General features: G+C 50.8%; 14 protein-coding genes and 1 other RNA gene. 5 read left to right on the top strand and 10 right to left on the bottom strand.

Translation table 11 applies throughout. The annotated features are described in order from the left end of the window. Positions 1 to 144 precede the first annotated feature (144 nt). The 7 genes from GW579_RS00360 to sufA all read right to left on the bottom strand — a co-directional run bounded on the left by GW579_RS00360 (position 145) and on the right by sufA (position 7,176). The gene (locus tag GW579_RS00360) at positions 145 to 1,158 is read right to left on the bottom strand and encodes a L,D-transpeptidase family protein (RefSeq protein WP_165056900.1); all 1,014 of its coding nucleotides are present in this window, start codon (positions 1,156 to 1,158) and stop codon (positions 145 to 147) included. Positions 1,159 to 1,418: 260 nt separating this feature from the next. Next, complete coding sequence (sufE, locus tag GW579_RS00355; RefSeq protein WP_152325720.1) at positions 1,419 to 1,832, bottom strand: cysteine desulfuration protein SufE; 414 nt, start codon at positions 1,830 to 1,832, stop codon at positions 1,419 to 1,421. Between the two features lie 28 nt (positions 1,833 to 1,860). Then, a complete protein-coding gene (gene sufS / locus GW579_RS00350) occupies positions 1,861 to 3,081 on the bottom strand; it encodes a cysteine desulfurase SufS (protein WP_165056898.1) in 1,221 nt (406 codons plus the stop codon). Beyond that, the gene (gene sufD / locus GW579_RS00345; protein WP_165056896.1) at positions 3,081 to 4,382 is read right to left on the bottom strand and encodes a Fe-S cluster assembly protein SufD; all 1,302 of its coding nucleotides are present in this window, start codon (positions 4,380 to 4,382) and stop codon (positions 3,081 to 3,083) included. The genes sufS and sufD overlap by 1 nt, the downstream gene beginning before the upstream one ends. After that, positions 4,357 to 5,103, bottom strand: coding sequence for a Fe-S cluster assembly ATPase SufC (gene sufC / locus GW579_RS00340; protein WP_165056895.1), 747 nt, complete (start codon positions 5,101 to 5,103; stop codon positions 4,357 to 4,359). The genes sufD and sufC overlap by 26 nt, the downstream gene beginning before the upstream one ends. 123 nt (positions 5,104 to 5,226) lie before the next feature. Then, positions 5,227 to 6,750 carry a Fe-S cluster assembly protein SufB gene (gene sufB / locus GW579_RS00335; protein WP_152325716.1) on the bottom strand — a complete coding sequence of 508 codons (1,524 nt, stop codon included), beginning with the start codon at positions 6,748 to 6,750 and terminating at the stop codon, positions 5,227 to 5,229. A 54-nt stretch (positions 6,751 to 6,804) separates the two neighbouring features. After that, positions 6,805 to 7,176, bottom strand: coding sequence for a Fe-S cluster assembly scaffold SufA (sufA, locus tag GW579_RS00330; protein WP_104922540.1), 372 nt, complete (start codon positions 7,174 to 7,176; stop codon positions 6,805 to 6,807). A gap of 458 nt (positions 7,177 to 7,634) precedes the next feature. Here sufA and GW579_RS00325 point away from each other — a divergent pair, with 458 nt between their 5' ends. After that, a complete protein-coding gene (locus GW579_RS00325) occupies positions 7,635 to 8,039 on the top strand; it encodes a hypothetical protein (RefSeq protein ID WP_152325715.1) in 405 nt (134 codons plus the stop codon). A gap of 129 nt (positions 8,040 to 8,168) precedes the next feature. Here the strand turns inward: GW579_RS00325 and GW579_RS00320 are convergent, their stop codons facing one another. Further along, positions 8,169 to 8,588, bottom strand: a complete 420-nt coding sequence (locus tag GW579_RS00320; RefSeq protein WP_165056894.1) for a hotdog fold thioesterase — start codon at positions 8,586 to 8,588, stop codon at positions 8,169 to 8,171. Positions 8,589 to 8,604: 16 nt separating this feature from the next. Beyond that, the gene (gene ydiJ / locus GW579_RS00315) at positions 8,605 to 11,661 is read right to left on the bottom strand and encodes a D-2-hydroxyglutarate dehydrogenase YdiJ (RefSeq protein ID WP_165056893.1); all 3,057 of its coding nucleotides are present in this window, start codon (positions 11,659 to 11,661) and stop codon (positions 8,605 to 8,607) included. Between the two features lie 326 nt (positions 11,662 to 11,987). On the opposite strand from ydiJ, the gene ydiK reads away from it, so the two are divergent. Both ydiK and rprA read left to right on the top strand, forming a co-directional pair. Continuing rightward, entirely contained in the window at positions 11,988 to 13,085 is a 1,098-nt protein-coding gene (gene ydiK / locus GW579_RS00310) for an AI-2E family transporter YdiK (protein WP_165056892.1), read from the top strand. Between the two features lie 188 nt (positions 13,086 to 13,273). Next, an RNA gene (gene rprA / locus GW579_RS00305) (antisense sRNA RprA) lies at positions 13,274 to 13,384 on the top strand. Between the two features lie 122 nt (positions 13,385 to 13,506). Here the strand turns inward: rprA and ppsA are convergent. After that, positions 13,507 to 15,882, bottom strand: a complete 2,376-nt coding sequence (ppsA, locus tag GW579_RS00300) for a phosphoenolpyruvate synthase (protein WP_165056891.1) — start codon at positions 15,880 to 15,882, stop codon at positions 13,507 to 13,509. 508 nt (positions 15,883 to 16,390) lie between these two features. Here ppsA and ppsR point away from each other — a divergent pair. Together ppsR and GW579_RS00290 are read left to right on the top strand one after the other, a co-directional pair. Further along, positions 16,391 to 17,212, top strand: a complete 822-nt coding sequence (ppsR, locus tag GW579_RS00295) for a posphoenolpyruvate synthetase regulatory kinase/phosphorylase PpsR (protein ID WP_101077080.1) — start codon at positions 16,391 to 16,393, stop codon at positions 17,210 to 17,212. A 127-nt stretch (positions 17,213 to 17,339) separates the two neighbouring features. Beyond that, positions 17,340 to 18,386, top strand: coding sequence for a 3-deoxy-7-phosphoheptulonate synthase (locus GW579_RS00290; protein ID WP_152325710.1), 1,047 nt, complete (start codon positions 17,340 to 17,342; stop codon positions 18,384 to 18,386). Positions 18,387 to 18,519 lie beyond the last annotated feature (133 nt).

Raw genomic sequence — 18,519 nt, 5'->3', positions numbered from 1 at the left:
TCTTACTTTTCCGTTTCTGAATATCCCCTCCTGTTCTCTTTCCCATTTTACGCCTTGTACGCCTCCTCCTGAGCTTCGGAAACAATAAAGGAGCCATATTGGCTCCTTTGGGGAAAATCGCTTCTTAAACGTTTCCGTATAACGTTACTGCGTACTTGCCGTCGTAACTGCGGGTGTATCCGCAGACACAGTTTGCGGCGCATTCGCTGCCGGGGGCATATCCGTCGCTTTATCACCCACACTGACCACAACAGGCATCCCTGAACGGCGCCTGATAGCCTCTTTTACAATCTCTGCATTGGTATTATCGCTTTTGATGAATTTTTTCATCGCAGCCGTCAGAAGAATAGGTTTAGTTTGCGGATCGTCCTTCTCGGTATGCGACAACGGCTGATGTACTTCGATGTAACGTTTGCCATCCGGCTCAACGTCAAACTTGATGGGCTGATTGACTATCTGAACGCGGGTGCCTTTTGGCACGGAATTAAATAGCGCTTCGATATCATCCGGACGCAAACGGATACAACCGGAACTGACGCGCATGCCGATACCGAAATTAGCATTGGTCCCGTGGATCAGATACTGCCCGGTACCGGCAGAAAGACGCATTGCAAACAGCCCCATCGGGTTATCTGGCCCCGCAGGAACCATACCCGGCAACGTGATGCCGTCTTTCAGGTAGGCTTTGCGGATGTTGGCCGTTGGCGTCCAGGTCGGATTCGGTATCTTCTGGCTTACCGACGTCACCATTTCAGGGGTGTTACGGCCTAACTGGCCAATACCAATCGGATAAACAATGACTTTATCTTCACCCTTCGGATAGTAGTAAAGACGCAGTTCTGCGAGGTTCACGACGATCCCTTCACGCTTGGTATCCGGCAGGAGCATTTGCGAAGGAATGGTCAGCACAGTTCCCGCTTTCGGCAAATACGGGTCGGTACCCGGGTTCGCTTCCAGCATCGCAATCAGCCCGATTTGGTATTTAGCCGCCACGTCTTCTAAAGGTTTACCGTCATTGGGCACGACATACGTAGTGTTTTCGCCAATCAGGCGGCTGTTGTCCGGCGGCAAGGGATATTCTGCTGCACCTGCGGTCATGGAATGTGTTGTCAGAAATGTGCCAACCAACATTGCCAGAAGGGGTAATGCGCGTCTCATACTCAATCCTTTTTCGGCTCGCATTCAGACCATCTGAAGCAAGACAATTATCTCGTCTGATAATACTAGCAGCGCAGAATCGGGTGGCAATCAAACCACAGAAAATCAGAAAGTTACCTTACGCAGATGCAGGGAAATACACAGAAGATAGTGGGTTGAAAAATCAGGAGTAAATGAGTTCAGACAGGGAGAAGTGAAGAAATGACTTTGCTCATTAGCAGACAATTCCTAATGAGCAAAGGTGTCGCGCAGGAACCGGCTTAGGCCAGCTCAGCCGCTTTTGCACGGATAGAACGAATCATGGCTTCCAGCCCCTGAGAGCGGGAAGGCGTCAGATGCTGGCTGAGCTCAAGCTCAGAGAAGAACGGACGCACATCCAGTTCCACAACATCACGCGGTGTTAAGCCCTGATACAGGCTGAATACGATAGCCACCAGACCTTTCACGATAGCGGCATCACTGTCACCTTCAAAGGTCAGCGCGCCCGTTTCATCCATGCGCATCACGATCCAAACCTGGCTCTGGCAGCCCGCAATCAGATTTTTGTCCTGACGATGTTCTTCAGGCAAAGCAGCCAGCTGGCCGCCCAGTTCAATCACATACAGATACTTTTCTTCCCAATTCGGGCATCGGGCAAAATTTCTGACTAACTTATTTTTATCTGGCAAAGCCATAACGATGTCCTGCTCAGGGCTGTCAGGATTAACCCAACAGCCGGTGAATACGTTGCAATCCTGCGACCAACCGGTCGACTTCTTCACGGGTATTGTACATCGCCAGTGAGGCGCGGCACATAGCCGGAACACCGTAGAAGGACATTAATGGCATCGCGCAGTGATGACCGGTGCGGATTGCAATACCGTATTGGTCGAGGAAACTGCCCACGTCGTAGGCATGGTGTTTACCGAGATTAAACGCAATCACGCCAGCGCGCGTTGCCGGGCCGTAGATCTGGATGTCAGGCACCTGCGCCATCGCTTCAAGCGCATAGCTCATCAGCTCCTGCTCATAAGCGTGGATATTCTCCAGCCCCAGGTCGGTGACATAGTCCATCGCTGCGCCCAACCCCATGATACCGCCGGTGTTTGGCGTGCCCGCTTCAAAGCGCCACGGTGCCGCTGCAAAGGTGGTTCCTTCGGTCAGACTGACGTGCTTAATCATTGAGCCGCCACCTTCCCATGGAGGCATCTGATCGAGCAATTCCTTACGACCATAAAGAATGCCAATGCCCGTTGGCCCGTAAAGCTTGTGTCCGGACCAGACATAGAAATCACAGCCCAGCGCCTGAACGTCCACCGCATGGTGCATGACTGCCTGTGCGCCATCGACCAGAACGGTCAGACCGGCAGCTTTCGCCTGAGGAATGATTTTCTCAATCGGGTTAACGGTGCCCAGCACATTGGAAACATGGGCCAGCGTCAGCAGTTTAGTGCGTGGCGTAATCAGCTTTTCAAACTGTGATAAATCCAGTTCGCCTTCCGCTGTCAGGTGCCAGACGTCGATATGCAGGTCGCGCTCTTTCGCCAGCATCTGCCAGGGAACGATGTTAGCGTGGTGCTCCATTTCGGTCAGAATAATGTGGTCGCCGGGCTGCAAAAACTCGCGTCCCCAGGTATTTGCAACCAGATTAATGGCTTCCGTCGAACCTTTTACGAAGACAATTTCTTCTGCCGACGCAGCATTCATGAATTTTGCGGCCTGCGTGCGGACGTTTTCCATCTGCTCAGTCGCTTCCGCACTCATCGTATGAATGCCGCGGTGAACCGCAGCATAACCCTGTTCGAAGAAAGACATCTCACGGTCAATAACCTGACGCGGTTTCTGTGCACTGGCCGCACTATCCAGATAAGCCAGCGGCTGGCCGTTAACTTCACGGCTCAGCACAGGGAAATCGCTACGTACTCTTTCCAGTGGAAAACTCATTACGCACCTCGATTGAGTCGGCCCGCAATTCGGGCAATCACGACTTCACGCAGGGTTTCATTCTCAATGGCTTCCGTCAGTTCAGCAGCAAACGCAAAGATGATCATTTGCTGAGCATCCTGGCCGCTGATCCCACGGGTACGCAGATAGAAAAGCTGTTCGTCGTCGATACGACCCACAGTGGCACCATGGCTACATTTCACGTCATCGGCATATATTTCAAGCTGAGGTTTGGTATCAACTTCAGTGTGCTTGCCCAGCAACAGGTTGTTGTTGGTCATTTTGCCGTCGGTTTTCAGAGCGTGCTGCGCCACCTTGATCATGCCGTTGAAAATCGCTTTTGCACGATCGTTCACGATCACTTTATGCAACTGATTACTATTGCAATAACCTTTGTTGTGTTCCAGGTAAGTACGGGTATCAGCAATTTCAGAATCAACAGGCAATACCAGACTGTTGATGTTCAGATCGCTGTTTTCACCGTTCAGTTGCGCACTGGTGTTATTACGGGTCAGGCCCGCACCGAGCAGGAAACTGTGGCTGGAAACACGGGAATCACGCCCGATTACCAGATCGTTGTGCGAAAAGTGGAAGCTGGCCTGGCTTTCGAAGGCCAGTTTATAATGCGTGAAACCGGCATTATCGCCCACTTTTACCGTCATACGTGCACCGGTGAAATGACCGTGATCGTTAAGGCTTAGGTAATGTTCAATGACTTCTGCGCTGGCACCGTTTTCAATCTCGACATGATAACGGTGGTGAACCGTGTTCATTTCGCGTGACTGGTCACGACCGCTGCTCAGATGCAGTAAATACAACGGCTTATCAGCCTGTTTACCGGCAGCCAAACGCACAGCAAAAGAATCCTGCGCCAGACTTTCCGTCAGGTGCAAAAAGACTTCAGACTGAATCGGGTCAGGCAGCGTTTGCTGCGCAGCCGCGTTCAGTTTTTCAATTTCAAATGCGCCGGTGTTTTCATCACTCAGGCTCGCATCAAAACGGCCATCTACGAAAACCAGACTATAGCAATCAAGCGGCAAAGCCAGTGATTTAACATTCTCAACTGTCAGCGCCTGCTGCTGCGGGGCGAAGAACTGATTGCCCAGCAGTGAAGAAACTGGCGTGTATTTCCAGTCTTCCAGTTTTGCGTGTGGAAAACCAAGGCGAAGCACTTGTTGCCAGTGTGCGTGCGCGTGAGCAGATTGTTCACCACCACGGCTTTCAAAAAGACGGTAAAGCTGCTGCATGGCGTGGGAACTGCCCGCCGCAGGCGCATTACTCTTCGTCGGTAAGCCAGCCATAGCCCTGCTCCTCTAACTGTTTAACCAAGGTGAAATCGCCGGATTTAACAATGCGGCCCTGATACAGAACATGCACGTAGTCAGGCTTGATATAGTCGAGGATACGCTGATAGTGGGTCACAATTACAAATGAGCGTTTGCCGTCACGCAGTGCATTAACACCGTTAGAGACGATTTTCAGCGCATCGATGTCCAGACCGGAGTCGGTTTCATCCAGAATGCACAAGCTTGGCTCAAGGGCCGCCATTTGCAGAATGTCGTTACGCTTTTTCTCACCGCCGGAGAAACCTACGTTGACTGAACGGGTCAGCAAATCCGCAGGCATTTTCAGCATGGCAATTTTTTCTTCGATAAAATCGGCGAAATCAAAGCGATCCATCGGAGCCTGTTCGCGGTACTTACGTACAGCGTTTACGGCAGTTTGCAGGAAGAAATGGTTGGTCACGCCAGGAATTTCTACCGGATACTGAAAGGCCATAAACACGCCTTCTCCGGCACGATCTTCCGGGGCAAGCTCCAGCAAATCTTTACCGTTGAACATTACGGAGCCTTCAGTCACTTCGTAATCTTCACGGCCAGCCAGTGTCGCGGAGAGTGTACTTTTACCTGAGCCGTTCGGACCCATGATGGCGTGTACTTCACCCGGCTTGATCTCGAGATCAAGTCCTTTCAGAATTTCCTTTTCTTCGACACGGACCTTCAAATTCTTAATGCTTAACATACGTATCCTTGAGTTTGCGCCTGCGCGCTCATAATTCTGTTTATGCTTTGACTGTGCTGAACTCAAACCTGCCCGGCGCCGGCGTCACACCACGCGGCGGCGGGAGGAAAAGCGTTCGGAAGATTAACCGACGCTGTGTTCAAGGCTGATCGCCAGCAGTTTCTGCGCTTCGACAGCAAACTCCAGCGGCAGCTCGGAAAAGACATCTTTACAGAAACCGTTAACAATCATGGAAATCGCGTCATCTTCGCTGATACCACGTTGCAGACAGTAGAACAGCTGGTCATCGCCGATTTTTGAGGTCGTGGCTTCATGCTCCAGCTGAGCTGTGTTGTTACGCACTTCCACATACGGGAAAGTATGCGCAGCGCTGTCCGCACCAATCAGCATGGAGTCACACTGGGTAAAGTTACGGGCATTTTCAGCACTTGGCAGGATCTTCACCAGCCCGCGATAGCTGTTCTGGCTGTGGCCTGCGGAAATACCTTTGGAGATGATGGTCGATTTGGTGTTTTTACCAATGTGGATCATCTTGGTGCCGGTATCTGCCTGCTGTTTCCCGCTGGTCAGTGCAACTGAGAAGAATTCACCGATTGAGTTATCGCCTTTCAGGATAACGCTCGGGTATTTCCAGGTAATCGCTGAGCCGGTTTCAGACTGCGTCCAGGACATTTTCGAGCCCGCGCCTTCGCACAATGCACGTTTGGTCACGAAGTTCAGGATCCCGCCGCTGCTATCTTTACTGCCGGAGAACCAGTTCTGCACGGTGGAATATTTCACTTCCGCATCTTTATGCAGAATGACTTCAACCACGGCCGCGTGAAGCTGATAGGTATCACGAACCGGTGCGGAACAGCCTTCGATATAGCTGACGTAACTGCCTTCGTCTGCAATCAGGATTGTACGTTCGAACTGACCGGTTTTCGCTGCGTTAATCCGGAAATACGTAGACAGTTCCATCGGGCAACGGACGCCTTTAGGGACATACACGAAAGTACCGTCGGACGCGACCGCCGCATTCAGCGCTGCAAAGAAGTTATCCTGCGCAGGCACAACGGTACCGAGGTATTTACGCACCAGGTCCGGGTATTCGTGAATAGCTTCGCCGAATGAGCAGAAGATAACGCCTGATTCAGCCAGCTTTTCACGGTACGTGGTAGAAACGGAAACGGAGTCGAAAATGGCATCAACCGCCACTTCTTTCCCTTCACGCACAGGAACACCCAGCTGTTCAAACGCTTTCTCCACTTCGCTGGTCAGGTAATTTTTACCGTCAAGCGCAGGAATGCTGTGAGAATTTTCAGGAGGTTGCTGCGTGGCACCAGGCTGAGAACCACAGGTATCATCACAGCTGCCGCATGAAGGTGCGGAGTAATAGCTGTAATCCTGATAGTCGAGAGGCGTGTAATACGCTTTCAACCAGTGAGGTTCTTCCATTTTCAACCAGGCATGATAAGCCTGCAGACGGAACTCCAGCATCCACTCCGGCTCATTGCGCTTTGCGGAAATGGCACGCACGACATCTTCGTTGATGCCTGATGCTAATTCATCGGTTGCCAGCTGGGTGAAGAACCCTTCCTTATAGTTCGTCTCCTCGCCGACCCAAGACTGCACATCATCTGGAATTTCTACGTTGCTTCGTGACATGTTGGTTACATCGCTTTGTTTACAATAATCTTAAAGACTGTTTGCCCGGCTGACTTACAGGCCGAAACTTTCACCACACCCGCAGGCATGCTGAGCTTTTGGATTATTGAATTTAAATATCTGATTCAGCCCTTCGCGGACAAAATCTACCTCGGTTCCGTCAATGAAAGGCATCGCCTTCAGCGGAACAAACAGCAAAGCGCCGTCATGTTCAAACACCAGGTCATCGCTGGCCGGTTGTTTGGTTAAATCCAGAACGTAGCCAAAGCCGGCGCAGCCCGATTGTTTTACCGAAAGCTGGAGACCTTTGACTTCTGGATCCTGCTCCATCAGGTTCTTCACCTGTTTGGCTGCAGAATCAGTCAGGATCACACCTTGCCATACGTTGTCGTCTAAAGAGAAAGAGCCGACAGTTTCAGTTTGCATCTGTCTTACCTCATATTTTTACGGTCATAGAGAAGACCTATTGTCTCTATTCTAGTGATAAGATTTATCACTTCAACCTCTTGTTTTAAGAGGGTATAGCGATTGCGCATGAGGAAAGTCGCTCAATGTGCATCGGGTTTACATCTGGCTGCTGGCGGGTCTTGAACACCGCAACCATCAACTGATTGAATAAGTTGTCAATTTTTTGTTAAAAATTAAAATTAACCTTATATTTTGTGTGGCTTAATAGCTTTCATTGTGTCTATTATAAAACATTCATCGGAAATGCCTATTTATGAATTCGCCACAATCAAAATAATTAAAGCTCTTTTTGCTTACCTGCTCTGGCGCAACAAAATCAAAAAAACCGGATGAAAACGTTGATCCGGCGATTTTTTGCCAATATGATACTTATTCTTTGATAATGATTATCATTCAGATAACCCGGAATACTGAGAATGGCTCAATCGGTAAATGCGTGGTTGCAGGGCAAGATAGACGACTACAAATCGAGTGTCCGCGATGCCACCGTGGATTTCTATATGGCGGATGCCGCCTTACGACGCCCGGACGCGCATCTTTGCCAGCTCAAACGCTTTAACAGCATTTGCCTTGATATGGCCAATCTTTGCCTGCAAAACGGGGACGACCACAGTTATCTGCATGCTTTGTGCAAGCTTCACAACCGGCTGATCCTTGAAATCAACAGCGTTGTGCGTTGTGAACTTTTCCGTGTACAGAGCTATCACTTTGCCAGACACACGCTAAAACTCATTTGTCAGTATTATGCCATGATGGGCATCTGGGAAAAAGCAACGGCATTTCAAACTGATTTTGCCAAGCGCGTTCCCTTCCAACTTTAGTCAGTTTTCAACGTGCCAGAGAAAGATCTCAGGCAAATAAAAAGGCGGACACATTAACTGTGACTCCGCCTTTTGCATTCAGCTTAGGGATATTACGTTGAAAAAACGCGCTAATCTGATGGCCTGAATTTAATGATCAATGACCATTGTGGTCAGTCTGGAAACACAACACAGACCACCCTGCTCATCGAAAATCTCAATCTGCCAGACCTGGCTCCGTTTCCCGGTTCGCAGAGCACGGCAAACCCCGCGCACAACCCCTTCCCTCGCGGACTTCATGTGACTGGCATTTATTTCAACCCCAACGACCGTCTGATGACCTTCAGTGCACAGATAACCGGCCATCGATCCCATAGTTTCCGCCAGAACCACCGAGGCGCCTCCGTGTAAGAGGCCAAACGGCTGAGTCGTTCGCTCATCTACTGGCATCGTCGCTTCAAGAAAATCTTCGCCCAGCCTGGTGAAAACAATCCCCACATGTCCAACCATACATCCCTGACTGCGCTGGTTCAGTGCTTCAAGGTTTGCGTTCCTTTTCCAGAATGACATCGAGCCTCCTTATTGGTTAAGGGATGATATCCAGTAATGCCTGCAACGGATGGCGAACCCCGTTGCCTTCAATGCGTTTTACCTGGCTGCGGCAGGAGTAACCAGTCGCCAGGCAGCGCTGGCGCGGCAACCGCTGTAAAGAGGTATGCCAGGACAGCTCGTAAATCCCCAGCGAATTTTCAAGGTTTTTACTTTCATGTCCGTAGGTTCCCGCCATACCGCAACATCCCACACTGACATTTTCCAGCTTCGCGCCATAGCGGGCAAAGATATCCCCCCACTGTTTGCTGCTGTTAGGTAATGCCGTGCTTTCAGTGCAATGGCCGAACAGATACCAGGACTCTCCGCTTTGCTGCTGTGCCGGTCGTTCGCCCAACCAGTTATCCAGCCATTCATGTACAAGCTGAACCTGGAACGAGCCACGTGATTCGCCAAGGATTTCTTTGTACTCATCGCGATAACACAGCACCAGCGCCGGATCGACACCGACAAGCGGCATACCTAACTGCGCCACACGGTTGAGAAATACCGACGTCTTGCGTGCCGTTTTCGCGAAACGCGTCAGGAATCCTTTGATGTGCTGCGCTTTTCCGTTTGGAGAGAAAGGCAATAGCACCGGTTTGAGACCCAGTTTTTCAATTAACCGTACAAAATCAGCCACGACCTGCGCATCATAGAAACTGGTGAAAGGATCTTGCACCACCAGAACGTATTCGCCGCGCTGTGCCGGAGGGATTTTTTCCAGCTGTTCAAGCGTCATTTTACTGGCGCGGTGCCCCAGCAACTGCTCGCGTAACGTCGGGGAAGACAGCAAAGGCAAATCCACCATGCCAATACTTTTGCGGCTCATTTCCCGTACCCAGGGCTGCCTGAGGAAGAAGTTAAACAGCTTTGGCGCTTTCGCCATTATTGGTGCATAGCTTTCGACACTTGCCACGAAATGGTCACGCGCCGGGCGCAGATAACGGGTGTGATAAAGCTGGAGGAAGCGCGAGCGGAAACCGGGAACATCAATTTTGATCGGGCACTGTGTCGAACACGCCTTACAGGCCAGACAACCCGACATCGCTTCTTTTACTTCATGGGAGAAATCATATTCGCCTTTGCTGGCATGCCAGGTATTACGGGTACGGTCGATCAGGCTGCGGAAACTCAGGCCTTTTTCCGGCAGTGCATTTTCCAGCGCCAGCGGATCGACACCTTGTTCTGACAGTAAGCGCAACCATTCCCGCACCAGACCGGCACGCCCTTTCGGCGAATGGATACGGCTGCCGGTAATTTTCATCGACGGACACATCGGGCTTTTCGCATCAAAGTTAAAGCACAGACCGTTGCCGTTACACTCCAGAGCGCCGCGGAATGACTGGCGCACTTCCAGCGGGATCCGGCGATCAAGGGTGCCGCGTTTCGGCGCATCGACCTTCATCATTGGCTCATCGCATTCCAGCGGCGCGCAAATTTTGCCCGGATTAAGACGGTTATCCGGGTCAAAAACCGTTTTGATCCGGCGTAATTCATGGAACAGCGCTTCTCCGAAGAAAGCCGGGCTGTATTCGGCGCGGAAACCTTTACCGTGTTCTCCCCACAGCAAACCACCGTATTTGGCCGTGAGGGCAACGACTTCATCCGATATCTGCTTCAGCAGCATTTCCTGTTGTGGGTCACACATGTCCAGCGCAGGGCGAACGTGCAAAACACCGGCGTCCACGTGCCCAAACATGCCGTAACTCAGGTTATGGCTGTCGAGCAACGCGCGGAATTCAACGATATAATCGGCCAGATGCTGCGGCGGCACGCAGGTATCTTCTGCAAACGGCAACGGCTTAGCCTGCCCTTTCGCATTCCCCAGCAGGCCGACGGCTTTCTTACGCATATTATAGATGCGCTCAATCCCAGGCAGATCCGCGCAAATCTGGTAGCCAATAACGCCACCTTCTTTGTCGCTCATCAGCCCGTCAAGACGCTCACATAGCGCACTGACCTGACCTTCAATGAGGTCGGCATCATCGCCCGCAAACTCAACAATGTTGAGTCCCTGCATATCCTTACCTTCAACGTCGGTGATGTAATCACGCACGCTGTGCCAGACGATATCTTCACGGGCCAGATTCAGGACTTTGGAGTCAACGGTTTCAACCGACAACGCTTTGGCTTCCACCATGAAAGGGGCATTACGCAGCGCGGAGTTGAAAGAATCATATTTGATATTCACCAGACGCCGCACTTTGGGAATTGGCGTGATATTCAGACGCGCTTCAGTAATAAAGGCCAGCGACCCTTCAGAGCCCGTGAGGATGCGGGTCAGATCGAAGGTTTGCAGGTCATCACTCAGGACATGGCGTAAGTCATAGCCCGTCAGGAAGCGGTTTAATTTCGGGAATTTTTCAATGACCAGCGCACGGTTATCGCGGCAACTGTCCAGCACCGTACGGTAAATCCGCCCGATAACCGAATCTTCTTCACCGAGTTTATCCGCCAGCGCCACCGGCACTGCAACGGTATCAAGTATCTCGCCGCCGAGCACAATCGCACGAACCCCGAGAACGTGATCTGACGTCTTACCGTAAACCAGCGAACCTTGTCCGGACGCATCGGTGTTAATCATGCCACCGAGCGTTGCACGGTTGCTGGTCGACAGCTCCGGAGAAAAGAAATAACCAAAAGGACGCAGATAATCATTGAGCTGGTCTTTAATGACACCGGCTTCGACCTTGACCCAACCTTGATCAACGTTGATATCCAGGATGCGGTTCATATGACGGGACATATCAACCACAATTCCACGGTTCAGCGACTGACCGTTGGTACCGGTACCGCCACCACGCGGCGTAAAGACCAGCGTTTTAAAACGCTCCTGCCCGGCAAGACGCGCAATCAGTGCAACATCAGACGTGGCGATAGGGAATAAGACAGCATCCGGCAACAGCTGATAAACGCTGTTATCAGTTGCCATCGTCAGGCGGTCCGCATAAGTCGTCGTGGCATCACCTGTAAAACCGTTACTTTTAAGCGCTTCCAAAAAATCGAGCACCAGCTGGATGACACCCGGCGCCTGAGAAATCTGTGGGATCATTGAATTATGACTCTGTCTTTGTTGTATGCCTGGCGGGCCCGAGGCGACCTGCCGGATCTGCGAGGCAGATCCACCCTGTTATTTACCCAGAATAAAAACTAACATACTTCGTTTTTAAGCGCTCCGTCTGGTTCGCCTTTGTTGCATTTGTTTCATGACACGCCGCAAAAAGCACGACTGGCAACAACGTGTTGCAACTAATTGTGTGCGGCGCTATCCAAAAGCAGCCTGATGTCCCATGCTTATTTATCGCTATCCCAATGTAGCTGTAGTTTTTAAGGCACAAGGCGCGTGCCTTACTTCGTTTATCCAAATGAGAAACATGAATGAATCTCCCAATTAAACGTTACGATTTGCCCCAGATTATGTTCGGGGTATTGTTCATAGCACTGATGACCATCGCCAGTATCTGGATTGTTCAGCCTTTTATTCTGGGCTTTGCCTGGGCGGGGATGGTGGTGATTGCAACCTGGCCGCTGATGATTAAATTACAGCGAATTCTGTGGGGGCGGCGTTTCCTGGCCGTCATCTTGATGACGCTGTTGCTGATCCTGTTGTTCGTTTTGCCGATTGCCTTGCTGGTCAGCAGCGCAATTGAAAATGGCGCGCCGCTGGTAGGGATCGCCACCAATCCGTCGACCCTTCATATGCCGGATTTTCACTGGCTAAACTCTATTCCTCTGGTCGGCCATAAACTTTACAGCGGCTGGCATGCCCTCATTAACGGCGGCGGTAATGCCCTGATGAGCAAAGTCCAGCCTTATGTCGGGCAAACCGCTTCCTGGTTTGTCACGCAGGCCGGGCATCTGGGCCGTTTTATCGTCCACTGTTCTCTGATGTTGCTGTTCAGCGCGCTTCTTTATAGTCGTGGCGAGCAGGTCGCGATGGGCATCCGCCATTTCGCCGTGCGTCTGGCGGCAGAACGTGGCGATGCTGCGGTTATTCTCGCCGGCCAGGCCATTCGCGCCGTTGCGCTGGGCGTGGTGGTCACAGCGATTGTTCAGTCAGTGCTGGGCGGCATCGGCCTGGCAATAGCCGGTATCCCGTATGCAACGGTTTTAACCGTGGTGATGTTTGTTTGTTGCGTCGCACAAATCGGACCTTTGCTGGTGCTTATCCCGGCCATCATCTGGCTTTACTGGTCGGGTGATAATACCTGGGGCACGGTGCTGCTGGTTTGGAGTTGCGTCGTGGGCTCGCTGGATAACGTTTTACGCCCGGTGCTTATCCGTATGGGTGCAGATTTGCCTATGCTGCTGATTTTATCCGGTGTCATTGGCGGTCTGTTCGCGTTCGGGATGATTGGCCTGTTTATCGGCCCTGTCGTTCTGGCGGTATCTTATCGCCTGATTTCGTTGTGGGTTCACGAAGCGCCAGAACCGGATGCCGATCCGGAAGAAGCGCTGAAAGCACTCGATGAGTAATTGTTCCGCGAAATAATTTCATCCGGCGTTGTCTTGGATCTTAAAAGGCAACGCCCTCTTCTTTATTCCTCATTTCTTCTTCCTATTTTGAAACCTTCAAAACAATCCTTCTCATCTATTAGTATTAGAATAATACCTATTAGGACGATTCTTACAGACTAAATATCTCGAGAAATCTAGTATTATTAACAGTTCGGATTTCAACCCACTGATTTATATACAGGCTTTCCCCTGAGCCGGTATACCCCAAATTGCTGTGTGTAGTCTTTGCCTGTCTCCAATGACGGGCTTTTTTTTTATTTTTTTCTCCCCTGGAGATTAATTACGGCACCTCCATTTACCTGATTTAATTTTTCAAAAAAAAGGCCATTGCCCGAAAGCAACAGCCTTTATTTCATTTATTCAAACCTGAAGTATTTATTTACTTTTCAGCCAGCGCCAGCCAGGTCTGCACCACGGTATCCGGGTTCAGCGACAGACTGTCGATGCCTTCTTCCATCAGCCATTGTGCAAAATCCTGATGGTCAGACGGACCCTGCCCGCAGATTCCAACATATTTACCCTGTTTCTTAGCTGCTTTGATTGCCATTGAAAGCAAAGCTTTAACCGCTTCGTTGCGCTCATCAAAGAGTTCAGACACCACGCCGGAATCACGATCCAGCCCCAGCGCCAGCTGAGTCATGTCATTTGAACCGATTGAGAAACCATCAAAATGCTCAAGGAACTGATCGGCAAGTAATGCATTCGATGGAATTTCACACATCATAATGACCTTAAGGCCATTCTCTCCGCGCTTCAGCCCCTGATTTGCCAGTTCCTTCACCACAGCCTCAGCCTGCGCCACAGTTCGGACAAATGGGATCATAACTTCAACGTTGGTCAGCCCCATATCGTTACGAACCCGTTTCATCGCCTCACACTCCAGCGCGAAACAATCGCGGAAGCTGTCTGAAACGTAACGCCCGGCGCCGCGGAAGCCCAGCATCGGGTTCTCTTCGTGCGGTTCATACTTCTCGCCGCCCACCAGATTGGCGTATTCATTCGATTTAAAATCGGATAAACGCACAATCACACGTTTTGGCCAGAACGCTGCGCCCAGTGTCGCGATCCCTTCCGTCAGACGGGCAACATAGTATTCACGCGGACTGTCGTAGCCCTGAATCAGTTTCTTAATTTGTTCCTGTAATTCCGGCGTCTGAGTATCGAACTCCAGCAGCGCTTTTGGATGGACGCCGATCATGCGGTTGATAATGAATTCTAAACGCGCGAGCCCGACGCCTTCATTTGGCAGACAGGCAAAATCAAAAGCCCGGTCCGGATTACCGATATTCATCATGATTTTCAGCGGCAACTTCGGCAGCTCATCGACTTCCGAGCTTTGCACCGTGAAGTCCAGTTCGTCCTGGTAGACATAACCGGTATCGCCCTCAGAACAGGACACCGTCACTTTCTGATTTTCTTTCAGTTTTTCAGTCGCATCGCCACAACCGACAACGGCAGGGATCCCCAGTTCACGGGCAATGATTGCCGCATGGCAGGTTCGGCCGCCACGGTTAGTCACAATGGCTGAGGCCTTTTTCATGATCGGTTCCCAGTCAGGGTCCGTCATGTCAGTAACCAGAATGTCACCCGCTTTCACATGATGCATTTCACTGATGTCATGGATGATTTTCACCGGCCCGGCACCGATACGATGACCAATGGCCCGGCCTTCAACCAGAACTTTGCTGCTGCCATTGAGCTGATAACGTTCCATTACCTGACCGTTTGAACGCACGGTCTCAGGACGTGCCTGCACAATGTATAACTTGCCGTTATTACCATCTTTCGCCCACTCAATATCCATCGGGCGGCCGTAGTGCTTTTCAATCAATAATGCCTGACGTGCCAGAGCCTGCACTTCGTCATCGGTCAGCGAGAAACGGGTGCTCAGTTCAGCCGGCACGTCTTCAATTTGTACCTGTTTACCGTGTTCCTGGCTTGGCGCATAAATCATGCGGATTTTCTTTGAGCCCATGGTACGGCGCACAATCGCAGGCTTATTTTTGGCCAGCGTCGGTTTATGCACGTAGAACTCATCCGGGTTCACCGCGCCCTGCACCACCATTTCGCCCAGACCATACGCGGAGGTGATGAAGACCACCTGATCAAAACCGGACTCCGTATCGATAGTGAACATCACGCCCGCAGCCGCGAGATCAGAGCGAACCATGCGCTGAACACCCGCAGACAACGCAACGCCGCGGTGGTCGTAGCCCTGATGTACGCGATAAGAGATTGCGCGATCGTTAAATAAGGAGGCGTAAACATGTTTCACAGCGATAAGAACTGCATCAAACCCCTGAACGTTCAGGAAGGTTTCCTGCTGCCCGGCAAAAGAAGCGTCGGGCATATCTTCCGCGGTGGCAGAGGAACGCACAGCAAAGGACGCGTCCGGCTCACCTTCAGAAAGCTGCTGATAAGCTTCACGGATGGACTGTTCCAGCTCAGGCTGGAATGGCGTATCAATGATCCACTGGCGGATTTGCGTGCCCGCCTGGGTCAGTTGCCCGATATCATCCACATCTGTTTTGTCCAGTAATTCGTGGATCCGATGGTTAACGCCGCTTTGTTCAAGAAAATCATTAAAAGCCTGAGACGTAGTGGCAAAACCGTTAGGCACGGAAACACCCAGATCAGACAGATTAGTGATCATTTCCCCGAGGGATGCGTTCTTACCCCCGACTTTATCAACGTCGTTCATACCCAGTTGGTTGTACCAGATAACATTGCGTAAATCGGGATCGAGATGAGCCATGAAACAATCCTTTCTTAATTTATTCACAGTAAAAGTCAGTAGGAGTGTAAAACCGGTCGTGCAATCGTTGCCTGAGGCAATTGGATGCCAATAAGCAACGGTGTCATTTCGAGACTAGCATAATGATCCATAAGACATAGACAGGTGAATCGATCCAGCAAATTAAACTATTTTCGTTTAGGAAAATTCCAGAACGCTAAACTTCTTCAGCAACACGACAACAACATAATCCCTTATGAATCAGTGAGAAGTGCGTATTAGTTTCGCAAGTAAATTAACCATAACAAAGTTGCTGAAGTATTGCTGACGCAATTCATAAAGCTGCGAGATATCGCGGAAAATTTAAAATGCCATTTCATTTATTACAGCCATTTTGCGCACTGTCTCGCAGGGATTAAAGGAAGGTAATGGTTAAGAAGAATTATCCTTTTTATTTCCTGAAATTCTGGTTATTACTTACGGAGTCCCGACAGGGGAAAGTGAACTGATATAAATCTAGGAGCAATGAGTGGACAGATGCGTGTTTTATATTTCCGATGGCACGGCGATTACCGCTGAAGTGGTAGGTCATGCCGTGCTTTCACAATTCCCGGTCAATTCGACGACCTACTCATTGCCCTTTGTTGAAAGCGAAGAACGGGCTCAGGCCGTCAGCCGCCAGATCAATGAGATTTTCGAAAAAACGGGCGCGCGTCCGCTGGTGTTCTACTCCATTATTGCGCCGAAGATCCGTCAGATTATTGAAAGCAGCGAAGGATTCTGTCAGGACATCGTTCAGTCCCTGGTCGCACCGCTTCAGAATGAGCTTGGCGTTGAACCGACACCGGTGGCAAACCGTACGCACGGTCTGACCGCCAGCAATATCAGCAAATATGATGCCCGTATTGCGGCTATCGATTACACGCTGGCGCACGACGACGGTATATCCCTGCGTAATCTCGATCAGGCACAAGTTATTTTGCTGGGCGTTTCGCGCTGCGGTAAAACACCCACCAGCCTTTACCTTGCATTACAGTTTGGGATCCGCGCGGCAAACTATCCGTTTACCGCCGATGATATGGATAATATTCAGCTTCCCGCCGCGCTGAAACCGCACATGCACAAGCTTTTCGGGCTGACGATTGACCCGGAAAGGCTGACCGCTATCCGTCAGGAACGGGTGGAAAACAGCCGCTATGCGTCATTACGCCAGTGCCGGATGGAAGTGTCTGAAGTAGAAGCATTATTTCGCAAAAATCAAATTCGTTATCTCAACAGTACAAATTATTCCGTTGAGGAAATTTCGGCGAAGATTATGGACAGCTTTGGTATGAGTCGCCGCATGTTCTGATTCATTTAATGATTTGGATGGCAGAACGTGCCGAGAGTGATTGAAATCATCTGTTTTTGCGTTATTGTGATCGCCATCACTTCCCGGTATTCCTGCCGCAGCGAAGAAACAAATTTTCGAGAACACCATGTCACAAACAGATGAACTGCGTACGACGCGCATCGACAGCCTGATTACGCCTCAGGCACTGGCAGACAAATTGCCAATCTCCCCGTCGGTCGCACAGCATGTAATGGAATCACGCAAACGTATTGAAAAAATCATCAGCGGCGAAGACCCACGCCTTCTGGTGATTGTTGGTCCCTGCTCTATTCACGATATTGAAGCTGCAATTGATTACGCCGGTCAGCTCAGCGTATTACGCGAAAAATATCAGGATCGTTTAGAGATCGTGATGCGCACCTATTTTGAAAAACCGCGAACCGTCGTGGGCTGGAAAGGCTTAATTTCTGACCCGGAACTTAACGGTTCCTGCCGCGTGAATGACGGAATTGAACTGGCGCGTAAAGTCTTGCTGGCCATCAATCAGCTAGGAATTCCAACGGCCACTGAGTTCCTGGATATGGTTATCGGCCAGTATATCGCCGACCTTATCAGCTGGGGCGCAATCGGTGCGCGCACTACGGAAAGCCAGATCCACCGTGAAATGGCTTCTGCGCTGTCTTGCCCGGTCGGTTTTAAAAATGGTACTGACGGCAATACGCGTATCGCCATTGATGCCATCCGCTCGTCACGCACCAGCCACATGTTCCTGTCGCCGGATAAGAACGGTCAGATGACCATTTATCGCACAGCGGGCAATCCTTACGGCCACGTGATTATGCGCGGCGGCAAAAAGCCTAATTATCACGCCGATGATCTTGAACAGGCGTGCCTGAGTTTGTCTGAGTTTGACCTGCCGCAACGTCTGGTAATCGATTTCAGCCACGGAAATTGTCAGAAGCAACATCGCCGCCAGCTGGACGTCGCCGAAGACATCTGCCAGCAAATCCGCAATGGCTCAACCGCCGTCGCGGGTATTATGGCCGAGAGTTTCCTGGCAGAAGGCACGCAGCCTATTGTTCCCGGCAAACCGCTGGTTTACGGCAAATCCATTACCGACCCTTGCCTGAGCTGGGCTGACACTGAAACCCTTCTGTCGATGCTGGCTGAAGCGACCAATTCAAGATTCTGAACACCCCGAAGTCATCTTCTTAAGGGCAACATATGTTGCCCTTTTTAATGCCCGCCCCAGCGCAATTCTCCTTCCCTTCAAACGCTTCCAGTGACTTCCCCCGCGGCTTATCCTCCGCAAATTAAGGGGTTAT

The sequence above is a fragment of the Rahnella contaminans genome (assembly GCF_011065485.1).
In the GTDB taxonomy this organism is placed as follows: Bacteria; Pseudomonadota; Gammaproteobacteria; order Enterobacterales; family Enterobacteriaceae; genus Rahnella; species Rahnella contaminans.
Note: the sequence above shows the minus strand (reverse complement) of the source record. Positions and strands in the feature narration are given on the sequence as shown.